Source organism: Pseudomonas sp. FW305-3-2-15-E-TSA4, assembly GCF_058787295.1.
This window is the reverse complement of sequence record NZ_JBYSZP010000004.1, coordinates 230,744-245,420: the sequence shown is the minus strand read 5'-3', so window position 1 is coordinate 245,420 and position 14,677 is coordinate 230,744. Positions and strand designations below refer to the sequence as shown.

Sequence of the window (14,677 nt, the reverse complement as noted above, 5' to 3'; positions counted from 1 at the left end):
CGGCAGCAACGGGCGGGTGTCACTTAAGGTTAGGCATTATCCGGCACCCGCGATGGGTGGGTCAGATATGAAAAATCCCACAGGCCTGCAGAACATGCCTGTGGGATCGTTTCAGCGCTGGGTCTTACTTGATGCGTTGACCCGGCTTGGCGCCGCTGTCCGGGCTCAGCAGGTAGATTTCTTCACCGCCAGGGCCGGCGGCCATCACCATGCCTTCGGAGATGCCGAACTTCATTTTCCGCGGCTTGAGGTTGGCGATCATCATGGTCAGGCGACCGTCGAGTTTCGACGGGTCCGGGTAAGCGCTCTTGATCCCGGAAAATACGTTGCGCTGCTCGTCACCGATGTCCAGGGTCAGGCGCAGCAGCTTGTCCGCACCTTCCACGTGTTCAGCCTTGACGATCAAAGCCACGCGCAGGTCGACGGCAGCAAAGGTGTCGAAGTCGATTTCCGGCGACAGCGGATCCTTGGCCAGTTCGCCGTTGCCCGCAGGCGCGGCGGCACCGGTGTCGGTCTGGCTGGCGGTCAGGTCTTCTTTCGAGGCGTCGGTCATGGCTTGCACTTTTACCGGGTCGATGCGAGTCATCAACGGCTTGAATTCGTTCAGCTGATGGTTGGCCAGCAGCGTGGTGTGGTCGTTCCAGGTCAACGGGGCGACGTTGAGGAATGCCTCGGCGTCGGCAGCCAGCAGCGGCAGCACCGGTTTGAGGAAGATCACCAGCTGGCGGAACAGGTTGATGCCAGTGGCGCAGATCGCCTGGACTTCATCCTGCTTGCCTTCCTGCTTGTTCAGCGACCATGGGGCCTTGTCGGCGATCCAGGCGTTGGCGCGGTCGGCCAGGGCCATGGTTTCACGCATGGCGCGGGCAAAGTCGCGGGCTTCATAGGCGTCGGCAATGCTTGGCGCCGCGGCGAGGAAGGCTTCGGTCAGCTCTGGCGCGGCATTGTTGTCGACCAGCAGGCCGCCGTTGCCCTTGTGGATGAAACCGGCGCAGCGGCTGGCGATGTTGACCACTTTGCCGACCAGGTCGGAGTTGACCTTCTGCACGAAGTCTTCGAGGTTCAGATCGAGGTCATCGACGCCACGGCCCAGTTTGGCCGCGTAGTAGTAGCGCAGGTATTCCGGCGACAGGTGATCCAGGTAGGTACGCGCCTTGATGAACGTGCCACGGGACTTGGACATCTTCTGGCCGTTGACGGTCAGGTAGCCGTGCACGTTGATCCCGGTCGGCTTGCGGAAACCGGCGCCTTCGAGCATGGCAGGCCAGAACAGGGCGTGGAAGTTGACGATGTCCTTGCCGATGAAGTGGTACAGCTCGGCGGTGGAGTCCTTGCCCCAGAACGCGTCGAAGTCCAGCTCCGGCGTGCGGTTGCAGAGGTTCTTGAAGCTGGCCATGTAGCCGATCGGCGCGTCCAGCCACACATAGAAATACTTGCCCGGCTCGCCCGGGATCTCGAAACCGAAGTACGGCGCATCGCGGGAGATGTCCCACTGTTGCAGGCCGGCGTCCAGCCACTCGGCGATCTTGTTGGCCACGGCGTCCTGCAAGGTGCCGCTGCGGGTCCAGGTCTGCAGCATCTGCTGGAAGTCTGGCAGTTTGAAGAAGAAATGCTGGGAATCCTTGAGCACCGGAGTGGCGCCGGAGATCGCCGACTTCGGATCCTTCAGATCGGTTGGCGCGTAGGTCGCACCGCATTTTTCGCAGTTGTCGCCATACTGGTCTTCGGTGCCGCATTTCGGGCAGGTGCCCTTGATGAAGCGGTCGGCCAGGAACATTTTCTTTTCCGGGTCGAAATACTGGGTGATCGAGCGCTGGGCAATGTGCCCGGCGTCACGCAGCTTCAGATAGATCTGGCTCGACAGCTCACGGTTTTCTTCGGCGTGAGTGGAGTGGAAGTTGTCGAAGTCGACCAGGAACTCGGCAAAGTCGGCGCTGTGTTCAGCCTGCACGTTGGCGATCAGTTGTTCCGGGGTGATGCCTTCCTTTTCCGCGCGCAGCATGATCGCCGAACCGTGGGCGTCGTCGGCGCAGACATAGATGCATTGATTGCCGCGATGCTTCTGGAAGCGCACCCACATATCGGTCTGGATGTATTCCAGCATATGGCCAAGGTGGATCGAACCGTTGGCGTAGGGCAGGGCGCTGGTGACGAGGATCTTGCGTGGTTCGGACATGTGGGGCTTCGCTACTTGATGAAACGGAGGTCGGCCACTATAAAGCGCTGGCGCATATTTTTCACCCTGTGCCGCTGGGTACTTTGAGAGCATTTGTAGCGAGGGGATTCATCCCCGATGGGTGGCGAAGCCGCCCCCAAACCCGATATCAGGGCCTATCAGGTACACCGCGGGTGATGGTTCTGCGACTGCTGCGCAGCCGATCGGGGATAAATCCCCTCGCCACAGGTGCTGACTTGCTCAAGTAATCAGTTCGCCACAAATCTGCGTCCAGCGTACGATACCCGCCATCTTTTCCCAGTCTTGTTATCGGAGTTGCCCATGAGTGCCGTCACTCGCGCAGCGGTGGAAGCCGTCCTCAGCCAATACACCGACCCCTACCTGAACCAGGACCCGGTCAGCGCCGGTTGCGTGAAGCACATCGAGATCGTCGGTGATCGCGTCAACGTGCAGCTGGAAATCGGTTACGCCGCCGGTCTGTTCAAGAGCGGCTGGGCACAGTTGCTGCAGCTGGCCATCGAAAATCTTGATGGGGTGACGATCGCCAAGGTCGAGGTCAACAGCGTGATCGCCGCGCACAAGGCCCAGGCGCAGATCCCGGGCCTGGCCAACGTCAAGAACGTGGTCGCCGTGGCTTCGGGCAAGGGCGGTGTGGGCAAGTCGACCACGGCGGCCAACCTCGCGCTGGCGCTGGCCCGCGAAGGCGCCAAGGTGGGGATTCTCGACGCCGATATCTATGGCCCGAGCCAGGGCATCATGTTCGGCATCCCCGAGCGCACCCGCCCCGAGGTCAAGGATCAGAAGTGGTTCGTGCCGCTCAAGGCCCACGGTGTCGAAGTCATGTCGATGGCGTTCCTGACCGACGACAACACGCCGATGGTCTGGCGCGGGCCGATGGTCTCCGGCGCGCTGCTGCAACTGGTGACGCAAACCGCGTGGGGCGACCTGGATTATCTGGTGATCGACATGCCGCCAGGCACCGGCGATATCCAGCTGACCCTGGCGCAGAAAGTCCCGGTGGCCGGTGCGGTGATCGTCACCACGCCGCAGGATCTGGCGCTGCTGGACGCGCGCAAAGGCGTGGAAATGTTCCGCAAGGTCAACATTCCGGTGCTGGGCGTGGTGGAAAACATGGCGGTGCACATTTGCTCGAACTGCGGACATGCCGAACATCTGTTCGGTGAGGGCGGTGGCGAAAAGCTGGCGACCCAATACGGCGTCGAACTGCTGGCCTCGCTGCCGCTGTCGATGCTGATCCGCGAGCAGGCCGATGGCGGCAAGCCAACGGTGATCGCCGAACCGGACAGCCAGATTGCGATGGTCTATCAGGAACTGGCCCGCCACGTCGGCGCACGCATTGTGTTGCAGGAAGCGGCAACACCGGCGATGCCTAATATCAGCATCAGTGACGATTGATCAATCGGTAACGCTGAAAACCTGTAGGAGTGAGCCTGCTCGCGATAGCGGATTAACATTCAACGAAAATGTTGAATGAATGACCGCAATCGCGAGCAGGCTCACTCCTACAGTTGGTTTTGAGGTGGCGCTTAGATACGCAAGCCGCCATCCATCTCCAGAATCCGCCCTGTGTAGTAGTCGTTCTCGAAGATGTACGCCGCCGAATGGGCGATCTCTTCCGGCTTGCCCATGCGCTTGAGCGGAATCCCCGAAGTCATCTTCTCCAACGCTTCCGGCTTCATGCCCAGGGTCATCTCGGTTTCGATGAAGCCCGGCGCAATGCCTGCCACGCGAATGCCATAACGCGCCAGTTCCTTGGCCCAGGTCACAGTGGCTGCGGCTACGCCAGCCTTGGCGGCAGAGTAGTTGGTCTGGCCGACGTTACCGGCACGGGAGATCGAAGAAATATTGATGATCGCGCCGCTGTTCTTCAGCTCGACCATTTTCGCCGCCACTTCACGGGTGCAGAGGAACACGCCGGTCAGGTTGACGTCGATCACCGCCTGCCACTGGGCCAGACTCATCTTGGTCATTTCGCCGTCCTTGACCTTGAGCAGCAGGCCGTCACGCAGGATCCCGGCGTTGTTGATCAGGCCATGGATCGCGCCGAAATCTTCGGCAACCTGCGCGACCATGTGCTCAACCTGTTCTTCATTGGCCACGTTGCACAGATAGCTGCGCGCCTCGACGCCCTTGGCCTTGCAGGCGGCCACCGCGTCGTCGAGTTTTTCCTGATTGAGGTCGACCAACGCGAGCTTCGCGCCTTTGCCGGCGAAATACTCGGCCATGGAACGGCCCAAACCCTGGCAACCGCCGGTGATAATGATTACTTTGTCGTTGAGTTGCATTCGCATGCCCCGATAGCCGGTCTGAGTGGTTTTTGTTATTGGCGACGCTCGATCCGTACCGGTTATGGCCGGATTGCACATGAGCATTGCCCGATGGCGTGACCGGGACTTATCCCCAGGCGCCTGTCCGTTTTTTCGACGGATTCTAATTAAGGAGTCATAAATTGAGCGTTGAAGCGGCCAAGAATGCCCGAGAATTGCTTCTCAAGGAATACCGTGGCGTATTGTCCACCCACTCCAAATCAATGCCCGGTTTCCCGTTTGGCTCGGTGGTGCCGTATTGCCTGGATGAGCAGGGCCGCCCGCTGATCCTGATCAGCCGCATCGCCCAGCACACCCACAACCTGCAGAAAGATCCGAAATGTTCGCTGCTGGTAGGTGAGCGTGAGGCCGACGACGTGCAGGCCGTTGGTCGCCTGACCTACCTGGCCGAAGCGCAGAAGCTCGAAGACCCGGCTGCCATCGAAGCCGCCGCCGAGCGTTATTACCGGTATTTCCCCGACTCGCAGAACTACCACAAGGCCCACGACTTTGATTTCTGGGTGCTCAACCCGGTGCGTCACCGCTACATCGGTGGTTTCGGTGCGATTCACTGGGTCGATCAAGTAACCCTGGCCAACCCGTTTGCCGGCAAGGCGGAAATCAGCATGGTCGAGCACATGAACAGCGATCACGCCAAAGCCATTGCCCACTACGTCGAACTCAGCGGGTTGCCGAAAACCGTACCGGCGCAACTGGCCGGGATCGACAGCGAAGGCATGCACCTGCGCATCGGTCAGGCGCTGTACTGGCTGGCGTTTCCAGCGCCTTGTCATACGCCGATACAAGTGCGCGAAGCCTTGGTTTCTCTGGCTCACGCCGAGGTCTGGCCAAAAAATGCGGTGGCTGACGCTTGAATTCACGAAAGGGCGACGTCATCTAAGGCTTACTGCAAGGCATTTCTTGCGTTGAGGAATCTTTGATGCGCCCTTTTTTGTTGCTCTTTCTGCTGTTTCCGGTGCTGGAGCTGTTCGTATTCGTCAAAGTGGCAGGGGCGATCGGGTTTTTCCCGGCCCTGCTGCTGATCATTCTCGGCTCGATGTTCGGCGTGTTCGTGCTGCGCATCGCCGGTCTGGCCACGGCACTGCGTGCCCGTGAAAGCCTGAATCGCGGTGAGTTGCCCGCACAGACCATGCTTGAAGGCTTGATGCTCGCCTTGGCCGGTGGCCTGTTGATCCTGCCGGGCTTCATCAGCGACGTGGTCGGTCTGGTGATGCTGCTGCCGTTCACCCGTCGCCTGCTGGCGAACAAGATGCGCCAGCGCGCCGAAGAACAGGCAATTCGTCAGCGTGCCTTCGCCGACGACCTGCAACCGCGTGGCGGTCCTGCACCGCGCCAGCCTCTGGGCCGCGAGGGTGATGTGATCGAAGGCGAGTTCGAACATCGCGACAGCAAGTAACCCCTGCTTCGACACGGCACCTTCGGGTGCCGTTTGTTTATGCGCGGCATTCAAGGGGCAATTGATGAAAAATTTTCTGCCCCCGCCCTTGTAATAAGCTTATGCGCCCTTATGTATCGGTCACCGAAAGGTTTCCGGCATTCAAGCCGGACAGACTTCCGCGGTTTGCTCGACGAACCGCAACCGGCGCAGGCCGGATTTGTTAAACCCGCCGGGACTACACCGGCCGATGAAAACCACAATTAGGAGAGATCGACAATGAAGCTTCGTCCTCTGCATGACCGCGTCGTCATCCGTCGCAGCGAAGAAGAAAAGAAAACCGCTGGCGGTATCGTCCTGCCAGGTTCGGCTGCTGAAAAAGCCAACCACGGTGTGATTCTCGCTGTAGGCCCGGGCAAGGCTCTGGAAAACGGTGAAGTGCGTGCACTGTCCGTGAAGGAAGGCGACAAGGTTGTGTTCGGTCCTTACTCCGGCAGCAACACTGTGAAAGTCGACGGCGAAGACCTGCTGGTAATGAGCGAGAACGAAATCCTCGCTGTTATCGAAGGCTGATACCCCCCGTTCATTTTCCCGTTACTACAAAGTATTTAAGGAATATCGATCATGGCTGCTAAAGAAGTTAAGTTCGGCGATGCCGCTCGCTCCAAGATGCTCAAAGGCGTCAACGTTCTGGCTGACGCGGTAAAAGCGACCCTGGGCCCGAAAGGCCGTAACGTGATTCTCGAGAAGAGCTTCGGCGCTCCGACCATCACCAAGGACGGCGTTTCCGTCGCCAAGGAAATCGAACTCGAAGATCGCTTCGAAAACATGGGCGCGCAGCTGGTCAAAGACGTTGCCTCCCGTGCCAACGATGACGCAGGTGACGGTACTACCACTGCGACCGTTCTGGCTCAGTCGATCGTCAACGAAGGCCTGAAAGCCGTCGCTGCCGGCATGAACCCGATGGACCTGAAGCGCGGTATCGACAAAGCGACCATCGCGATCGTCAAAGAGCTGAAAGCCCTGTCCAAGCCATGCGCTGACACCAAGGCTATCGCTCAGGTAGGTACCATCTCCGCCAACTCCGACAACTCCATCGGCGACATCATTGCCGAAGCCATGGAAAAAGTCGGTAAAGAAGGCGTGATCACCGTTGAAGAAGGCTCGGGCCTGGAAAACGAACTGTCGGTTGTAGAAGGCATGCAGTTCGACCGTGGCTACCTGTCCCCGTACTTCGTCAACAAGCCGGACACCATGGTTGCCGAGCTCGACGGCCCGCTGATCCTGCTGGTCGACAAAAAGATCTCGAACATCCGCGAAATGCTGCCAGTGCTGGAAGCCGTTGCCAAAGCCGGCCGTCCACTGCTGATCGTTGCCGAAGACGTTGAAGGCGAAGCCCTGGCGACTCTGGTCGTGAACAACATGCGTGGCATCGTCAAGGTTGCAGCCGTCAAGGCTCCAGGCTTCGGCGACCGTCGCAAGGCCATGCTGCAGGACATCGCCGTTCTGACCGGCGGTACCGTGATCTCCGAAGAGATCGGCCTGAGCCTGGAAAGCACCACCCTGGAGCACCTGGGTAACGCCAAGCGCGTGACCCTGTCCAAGGAAAACACCATCATCGTTGACGGTGCTGGCGTACAAGGCGACATCGAAGCACGTATCGCTCAGATCCGCGCCCAGGTTGCCGAGACTTCCTCGGACTACGACCGTGAAAAACTGCAAGAGCGTCTGGCCAAGCTGTCCGGCGGCGTTGCAGTGATCAAGGTTGGCGCTGGTTCCGAAGTTGAAATGAAAGAGAAGAAGGCCCGCGTTGAAGACGCCCTGCACGCAACCCGTGCAGCCGTTGAAGAAGGCGTGGTACCTGGCGGTGGCGTTGCGCTGATCCGTGCTCTGGAAGCCCTGACCGAACTGACCGGCGACAACGCTGACCAGAACGTCGGTATCGCTGTACTGCGTCGCGCTGTTGAAGCGCCGCTGCGCCAGATCGCTGCCAACTCCGGTGACGAGCCAAGCGTAGTCGTCAACGAAGTGAAGAACGGCAAAGGTAACTTCGGTTACAACGCTGCTTCGGGCGAATACGGCGACATGATCGAAATGGGCATCCTGGACCCAACCAAGGTAACCCGTTCCGCTCTGCAAGCTGCAGCCTCGATTGGCGGTCTGATCCTGACCACCGAAGCGGCTGTTGCTGATGCACCGAAGAAAGAAGGTGCAGCTGGCGGCGGTATGCCAGACATGGGCGGCATGGGTGGCATGGGCGGCATGATGTAAGCCAGCCTTACCCCTGTAACGAAAAACCCCGCCTGCGATGAGCAGGCGGGGTTTTTTATTGCCCGGATTTCAAGCTTCACACCGTCCCCTGTGGGAGCGAGCCTGCTCGCGAAAGCAATCACCCCGTCACTACAGCTGTGACGCATGCACAGCATTCGCGAGCAGGCTCGCTCCCACATTGGGATCTGGATTTCCTGTGATAACCGGTTGCGCAAAAAAAAGCCCCGGTGCATCAGCCCGGGGCGTTTCTATTGACGGTTACTGTTCGCTGACCTGGACAGTGCTGTCCTTCGCCGGCTTCCAGCTCAACAACTGCTGTTTGAAGCCATAACTGGCCGCCTGGTAATACGCAATGGCCCGGCTGACCAGCGGATCGTCGCTGCTGACCCGCGACTCGCGGCTTTCGGTCAACGCATCGTCATGCCGGCGCAAGCCCTGGCGCGGGCTGAGGATCGCCAGATCCTTGCCATCAAACAGACCCAGGTGCTGGTAGTTGCCGACCACCACGCGCGGTGGCAACGGGTTGTCCTGCAACAGGTTGCGACCAAAGAACGTCGAGGTGTAATCCAGGTTGAGCAAGCCCAGCAGCGTTGGGGCCAGATCGATCTGGCTGGCCAGTTGCGCGCTCTCGCGAGCTTCGATCATTTTCGGCGCGTAGATGAACAGCGGGATCTGATAGTTGCTGATCGGCAAGTCTTCCTTGCCGGCGCTGCCCGCGGTGTGGTCGGCGACGAAGATGAAGATCGTATTGTCGAACCACGGCTTCTGCCGCGCCTGCTCCAGGAACTGACCAATCGCATAGTCGGTGTACTTCACCGCACCATCACGGCCGTTGCCGGATTTGATGTCGATCCGGTTGTCGGGGTAGGTGTAAGGGCGATGGTTGGAGGTGGTCATCAGTTGCAGCAGAAACGGCTGCTGTTTGGCGTAGTCGGCATCCGCCAGTTTCAGGGTCTGGCGGTACAGATCTTCGTCGGCCATGCCCCAGGCGTTCTTGAAGTGGATCTCGGCTTCATCGACGCTGCTCTGATCGACCACACGATAGCCGTTGCCGCTGAAGAACGCGTTCATGTTGTCGAAGTAGCCGCGTCCGCCGTAGACGAACACGCTGTCGTAACCCACCGCGCTCAACTGCTGGCCAAGGCTGGCGAAACCGCTTTCACGGCCGATGCGCTTGACGATCGAGCGGCCTGGCGTCGGCGGGATGGCCAGGGTGATCGCTTCCAGACCGCGATCGGTGCGGGTGCCGGTGGCGTAGAAGTTATTGAAGTACAGGCTCTGCTTGCGCAACGCGTCGAGGTTTGGCGTCAGGTTGCGACCGTCGCCATTGCTGCCCAGGTACTTGGCGCTGAGGCTCTCGATGGTCACCAGCACAATGTTCGGCTTGCGCGGGGTGCCCGGGTTGTCGATCACCCGGCGAATGTCCTGTGGATCCTTGCCGATGAAGCGCGCGTCGCTTTCGCTCAGCTCGGCGCGGATCTGGCTGGCGACTTTTTCTGCCGGCAGGCTCTTGTAGAACTGGGTGTAGTCCAGTTCATTGTTACGGAACGCGGCGAAGAACTGATACGGGCCGTTGCTGGCCAGTTCGTTCTGGTAGGCGTTGCCGCCCTGGGCACGTGGGGCGTCCTGGCTGAGCAGTTGCAGGCTCAGACCCGCGACGATCAACAGGCCCAAGGCACTGAGCAGACGCCCGCGCAACGACGGCAGCGGGGCATTCATGGCAGCATTGAACGGCTTGCCCAAGGCAAAGCTGATCACCACGGCCAGCACGGCGAGGAGGCTCAGCAGCTTGCCGATCGGGTACGACTCGAGGACGTTGTTCAGCACTTCGTCCGAGTACACCAGATAATCGACGGCGATGAAGTTGAATCGCACGCCGAACTCGTCCCAGAACAGCCATTCGGCCACTGCCACGAACAGCATGGCGAACAGGCTGACTGTCAGCAGGGCGCGCAGAAACCCGCGATGTCCACGACGCCGCCACAGGCCCGGCGGGCAGAGCAGCAGGTACAAGCCCATCGGCAATGCCGCATAGGCAAGGAAACCCAGGTCGTAGAGCGCACCGATACCGAACACCGACAGGGCGAAGCCGCCAGCCTCATCCAGGTGAGTCAGCAGCAGTACCGCTCGAGTCAGAAGAAAGATGACCAGCCAGGCGCCGGTGATGAGCAGCAGAAAGCGCACGGGCGCGGTCTTGAGAAGGTCCATTGTCTAGTTTTCCTTATATCAATGGCGCGCGAGTTTCGCGGCGTCACTGTAGTCAGGTTGTGAATCGATAGTGAAAACTTTGTTAAACATTTAATTTGCCTGGGCAAATTGATTTGCACACCTGTCGGCCCTAGCCCTGAACCGGCGTTGGCCTTAAGCTGCGCGGGCCATGACGGCCGTCACTGTGTACGGAGGAGATGCCAATGCGAATTCTATTGGTCGAAGACAACCGCGATATCCTGGCCAATCTGGCCGATTACCTGGGGCTCAAAGGCTATACCGTCGATTGCGCCCAGGACGGCTTGTCGGGCCTGCATCTGGCCGCCACCGAGCATTACGACCTGATCGTGCTCGACATCATGCTGCCGGGGATCGACGGCTACACCCTGTGCAAGCGCCTGCGTGAAGATGCCCGGCGCGATACGCCGGTGATCATGCTCACCGCCCGCGATCAACTGGACGACCGCCTGCAGGGCTTCAAGTCCGGGGCTGATGATTACCTGGTCAAACCGTTTGCTCTGTCCGAGCTGGCGGCGCGGGTCGAGGCGGTGATGCGCCGGACTCAGGGTGGCGGCCGCCGTGCGCTGCAGGTCGGCGACCTGTCCTATGACCTCGACACGCTGGAAGTGACCCGCGAGGGCAAGTTGCTCAAACTCAACCCGGTCGGCCTCAAGCTGCTGGCGGTCTTGATGCAGAAGAGCCCGCATGTCCTGCGCCGGGAAATTCTCGAAGAAGCGCTGTGGGGCGATGACTGCCCGGACAGCGACAGCCTGCGCAGCCACGTCCACCAATTGCGTCAGGTGATCGACAAGCCATTTGCCAAGCCGTTGCTGCAAACCGTGCACGGCGTGGGTTACCGCTTGGCCGAGGGGCGTGATGGAGTTTAAGCAAAGCCTTTCCCAGCGGATCATCATCGCCTTTGCGCTGATGAGTGCGCTGGTGGCCGGGGCCTTCGCCATGGGCATCGTGGCGACCGTGCACCTGGTGGAGGAGAAACTGATTTCGGCGGGGCTCGGCGGCGACCTGCAGCGTCTGCTGCTGATGGACAACGTATCGGACTGGAGCCATCGCCCGGAACCGGACCAGTTGTTCTATTTCAGCGGCGGACCGGGTGATTTCGAGCTGCCCAAGGATCTGCGTCACCTCGATGCGGGGTTCCACGAAGTGTTCCGCGAGCAGCTGTCGTATCACGCGATGGTCGAGATCGTCGACGGTCGCCGCTACGTGCTGCTGCAGGATCAAAGCGATTTCGAAGAACGTGAACGCGTGCTGTTCGCCGTGGTGCTGGTGGGCTTTGTGCTCAGTCTGGCGCTGGCGGTATTCCTCGGCTGGGTGCTGGCGCGCAAGGTCATGGCGCCGGTGGTGCGCCTGGCACGGCAAGTACGGCATCGCGATCAGTTGCTCGGTCTGGCGCCGCCACTGGCGCCGGACTATGCGGCTGACGAAGTCGGCGAACTGGCGGTGGCGTTCGATGCCACGCTGGGGCGCCTGCGTCAGGCACTGACTCGGGAGCGGCTGTTCACCAGTGACGTCAGCCACGAGCTGCGCACACCGTTAATGGTGCTGGCGAGTTCCTGTGAACTGCTGCTGGAAAATCCGGGGCTGGATCAACGCGGTCGTGCCCAGGTCGAGCGCATCGCCCGCGCCAGCGAAGAAATGCGTGAACTGGTGCAGACCTTCCTGATGCTCGCCCGCGCCCAGCGTGAAGACGCCGGTTCGGCACCGCAGCAGAACATCAGTCAGGTGGCCGATGGCTTGTTGAGTATCTGGCGTGAACCGATCGAATCGAAAGGGCTGCAGCTGATGTTCGAGCCGGGCAATCCGCCGGACACTCGCTTCAACGCGACTCTGCTCAGCGCGGTCATGGGCAATTTGTTGCGCAACGCCTGCCACTACACCGAGCAGGGCTTCATCCGCCTGACGCTCAACGACAACGGCTTCGTCGTCGAAGACTCGGGCGTCGGCATTCCCGAGGAAAAACGTGAGGCCATGTTCCAGCCCTTCGTGCGCGGCAATGAGAAGCGCGGCGAAGGCTTGGGCCTGGGCTTGTCGCTGGTGCAGCGGATCTGCGAGAACCAAGGCTGGGAGGTGACGTTGAGCACCATGCAGCCCAATGGTTGCCGCTTTGAGGTGACGCTGGGGCAGCGTTGATCCCCAAACCCAAGCGGCCGCGCCCTGAGTGCTGGTATTCGATGACGCCTTCGCGAGCAGGCTCGCTCCCACAGATATCTGCGGTACAAAGGTGGGAGCGAGCCTGCTCGCGAAGGGGATTGAACGGCAGTATCGAATCATCAGTGGCCGCCGGATTCAGCTGATGGCCCCGCGCTATTGCTTTCTCCCTGTAAAACCCTGTAATAGTTTGCCGGTTTACCTGACGTAATTTTCACAAAGGGACGACCTGACGCTGACATGCCACTACCTATGGTAGGGGCATCAGTTATTCAGGAGTCCTGAAATGAGCAGTCCGATCAAGCTCGATTTTTCCGAAAAGTATGATGACCAGCATGCACAAAAATATTTGCGCAAGCACCAGGACGGTCTCGGTCGTCGGTTGTCACATTGGCGGGACGAGCAACTGGCCCGCAAGGCGTTGACGCTGGCGGGCGAGCCGGGGCTGGTTCTGGATCTGCCGTGTGGTGCAGGGCGTTTCTGGCCGTTGCTGGCGGAAAAACCCAATCGGGTGATCATTGGCGCGGACAATTCCGAGTCTATGATCAAGACCGCGATGCAGGCGCAACCGGCTGATGTGGTGAAACGGGTACAACCTTTGCACACGTCAGCGTTCGACATTGCCTTGCCGGATAACGCCGTCGACAGCATTTTCTGTATGCGTTTGCTGCATCACATCGGTGAAGCCGAACATCGGCGGACGATTTTGCGCGAATTCGAGCGTGTCACCCGTGACAGCGTAATCATTTCGTTGTGGGTGGACGGTAATTTCAAGGCCTGGAAACGCAAACGCGCTGAACAGCGCCGTGGGCAGGAAGGTTACCAAAACCGGTTTGTGTTACCGGCTGTGACAGTAGAAAAAGAGTTCGAAGAGGCAGGTTTTCGCATTCAGGAACAACTGGACTTCATTCCGCTCTATGCCATGTGGCGGGTTTACGTATTACGCAAGAGGTAACAGGATGGCGGTGCAAATAGCAGCAGAAACGGAAGTCGCTCCCCAGGATCGCTTCGACTACTACTGGAACCAGCGCGGTGAATGGGTGGAAGAACCCAACGTGCGCCGTGGCGGGGAAAGTGGTGTGCAACGAGTCGTGGGCCGTGACGGCCAGTTACTGTATGCCAAGCGCCAGACCGGACATATCTATCGCAGTTGGCTGCATCCTTTCGGCCGGCCGACAGTCTTGCGAGAGCTGGATGCCCTGACCGGTGTCAGCCGCCTCGGTGTACGCGTCCCGCAAATCGTCTTCTGCGGCGCGCAGCCCGATCCGCAACACAAGTGGCGTGCGCTGCTGGTGACCAAGTCGCTGGACGGTTTCGACGAACTCGAGAAGTGGGAAGCCGCCGGTGGCCGTGCCCAGTATGGCGAAGCGGTTTACGAGCGCGTTCTCAAAGACCTGGCTGAAAACCTCGCGCGCATGCACAAGGGTCGTTGGCAGCATAGCTGCATCTACATCAAACACGTTTTTGTACGGGTGAGCGGCGAAGGTGATTCGGCTCAGGTCGAAGTGGCATTGATCGATCTGGAGAAATGCCGTCAGCGTCTGACCGCTTATCGCGCGGCCTCCCATGACATGAAGCAATTGCGTCGCCATTCGTCGTTCAGCGATACGGACTGGAAAAAACTCGTCTACTTTTATGAGACGGCGTTTGGCAGCGCTATCAAAGGTTTATAGCGATGAAACTCGAAATTGCACGAGGTTTGTTTTTGGTTGGAGCCTTGGCAGTTGCTTCATTGGCGGTGGCGGCCTGGGAGCAGCCCCGCATGCAGGTGATCGGTGCTACCACAGGCGATGCTCACTGCGCAGTACCACGGGTGGCGAAAGCCTCCGTGGCGACTAAACCTGACCATGATCTGTTGTTGTTCATGTTCGGACTTTCTCAAGGGATGAGGCCACAGAGTTGAACCGATTGAAGCCAAAATGAAAGGCCTCGCAGATGCGAGGCCTTTTTTATTGCGCGTGTTCCAGGGATCACACCATTCCCCTGTGGGATCGGCGAAAGATGGAGATTGGTGGCTGGCCGCGATCAAGGGTGGGAGTGGGCTTGCTCATGAAGGGGCCGGCACATTCAGCATTGCTGTTGACTGACCTGGCACTTTCGCGAGCAAGCCCGCTGCCACAAAGGTAAATC

13 protein-coding genes are annotated in these 14,677 nt (G+C 59.7%); 10 read left to right on the top strand and 3 right to left on the bottom strand.

Going from position 1 to position 14,677, the window contains the following annotated elements; genetic code table 11:
* Positions 1-124 precede the first annotated feature (124 nt).
* Positions 125-2,176, bottom strand: a complete 2,052-nt coding sequence (gene metG / locus AC3WMV_RS07335) for a methionine--tRNA ligase (RefSeq protein WP_098965356.1) — start codon at positions 2,174-2,176, stop codon at positions 125-127.
* A gap of 321 nt (positions 2,177-2,497) precedes the next feature.
* Between metG and apbC the strand changes: the two genes are divergently transcribed.
* Positions 2,498-3,592: an iron-sulfur cluster carrier protein ApbC gene (gene apbC / locus AC3WMV_RS07330; protein ID WP_027612056.1), complete on the top strand. Its 1,095-nt coding sequence runs from the start codon at positions 2,498-2,500 to the stop codon at positions 3,590-3,592.
* 131 nt (positions 3,593-3,723) lie between these two features.
* Here the strand turns inward: apbC and AC3WMV_RS07325 are convergent, their stop codons facing one another.
* The gene (locus tag AC3WMV_RS07325) at positions 3,724-4,482 is read right to left on the bottom strand and encodes an SDR family oxidoreductase (RefSeq protein WP_016773416.1); all 759 of its coding nucleotides are present in this window, start codon (positions 4,480-4,482) and stop codon (positions 3,724-3,726) included.
* A gap of 164 nt (positions 4,483-4,646) precedes the next feature.
* On the opposite strand from AC3WMV_RS07325, the gene AC3WMV_RS07320 reads away from it, so the two are divergent.
* From AC3WMV_RS07320 to groL, 4 genes are all read left to right on the top strand, one after another.
* Entirely contained in the window at positions 4,647-5,378 is a 732-nt protein-coding gene (locus AC3WMV_RS07320; protein ID WP_027612054.1) for a HugZ family pyridoxamine 5'-phosphate oxidase, read from the top strand.
* 65 nt (positions 5,379-5,443) lie between these two features.
* Entirely contained in the window at positions 5,444-5,920 is a 477-nt protein-coding gene (locus AC3WMV_RS07315; protein ID WP_027612053.1) for an FxsA family protein, read from the top strand.
* A gap of 258 nt (positions 5,921-6,178) precedes the next feature.
* The gene (locus AC3WMV_RS07310) at positions 6,179-6,472 is read left to right on the top strand and encodes a co-chaperone GroES (RefSeq protein WP_007916610.1); all 294 of its coding nucleotides are present in this window, start codon (positions 6,179-6,181) and stop codon (positions 6,470-6,472) included.
* A 51-nt stretch (positions 6,473-6,523) separates the two neighbouring features.
* Positions 6,524-8,170, top strand: a complete 1,647-nt coding sequence (gene groL / locus AC3WMV_RS07305) for a chaperonin GroEL (RefSeq protein WP_039765873.1) — start codon at positions 6,524-6,526, stop codon at positions 8,168-8,170.
* 258 nt (positions 8,171-8,428) lie between these two features.
* Here groL and AC3WMV_RS07300 read toward each other — a convergent pair whose 3' ends face one another.
* Complete coding sequence (locus AC3WMV_RS07300; protein WP_103367380.1) at positions 8,429-10,378, bottom strand: LTA synthase family protein; 1,950 nt, start codon at positions 10,376-10,378, stop codon at positions 8,429-8,431.
* Between the two features lie 203 nt (positions 10,379-10,581).
* Here AC3WMV_RS07300 and colR point away from each other — a divergent pair, with 203 nt between their 5' ends.
* The 5 genes from colR (at position 10,582) to AC3WMV_RS07275 (ending at position 14,450) form a co-directional block, all read left to right on the top strand.
* Positions 10,582-11,265 carry a two-component system response regulator ColR gene (colR, locus tag AC3WMV_RS07295; RefSeq protein ID WP_041068401.1) on the top strand — a complete coding sequence of 228 codons (684 nt, stop codon included), beginning with the start codon at positions 10,582-10,584 and terminating at the stop codon, positions 11,263-11,265.
* The gene (locus AC3WMV_RS07290; RefSeq protein ID WP_097086030.1) at positions 11,255-12,529 is read left to right on the top strand and encodes a sensor histidine kinase; all 1,275 of its coding nucleotides are present in this window, start codon (positions 11,255-11,257) and stop codon (positions 12,527-12,529) included. The genes colR and AC3WMV_RS07290 overlap by 11 nt, the downstream gene beginning before the upstream one ends.
* Before the next feature lie 304 nt (positions 12,530-12,833).
* The gene (locus tag AC3WMV_RS07285) at positions 12,834-13,502 is read left to right on the top strand and encodes a class I SAM-dependent methyltransferase (protein WP_007964014.1); all 669 of its coding nucleotides are present in this window, start codon (positions 12,834-12,836) and stop codon (positions 13,500-13,502) included.
* Between the two features lie 4 nt (positions 13,503-13,506).
* Positions 13,507-14,220, top strand: a complete 714-nt coding sequence (locus tag AC3WMV_RS07280; protein WP_103367381.1) for a lipopolysaccharide kinase InaA family protein — start codon at positions 13,507-13,509, stop codon at positions 14,218-14,220.
* A gap of 2 nt (positions 14,221-14,222) precedes the next feature.
* On the top strand, positions 14,223-14,450 hold the full coding sequence (locus AC3WMV_RS07275) for a hypothetical protein (protein ID WP_025111684.1): 228 nt from the start codon (positions 14,223-14,225) through the stop codon (positions 14,448-14,450).
* The last annotated feature ends 227 nt before the right edge of the window (positions 14,451-14,677 follow it).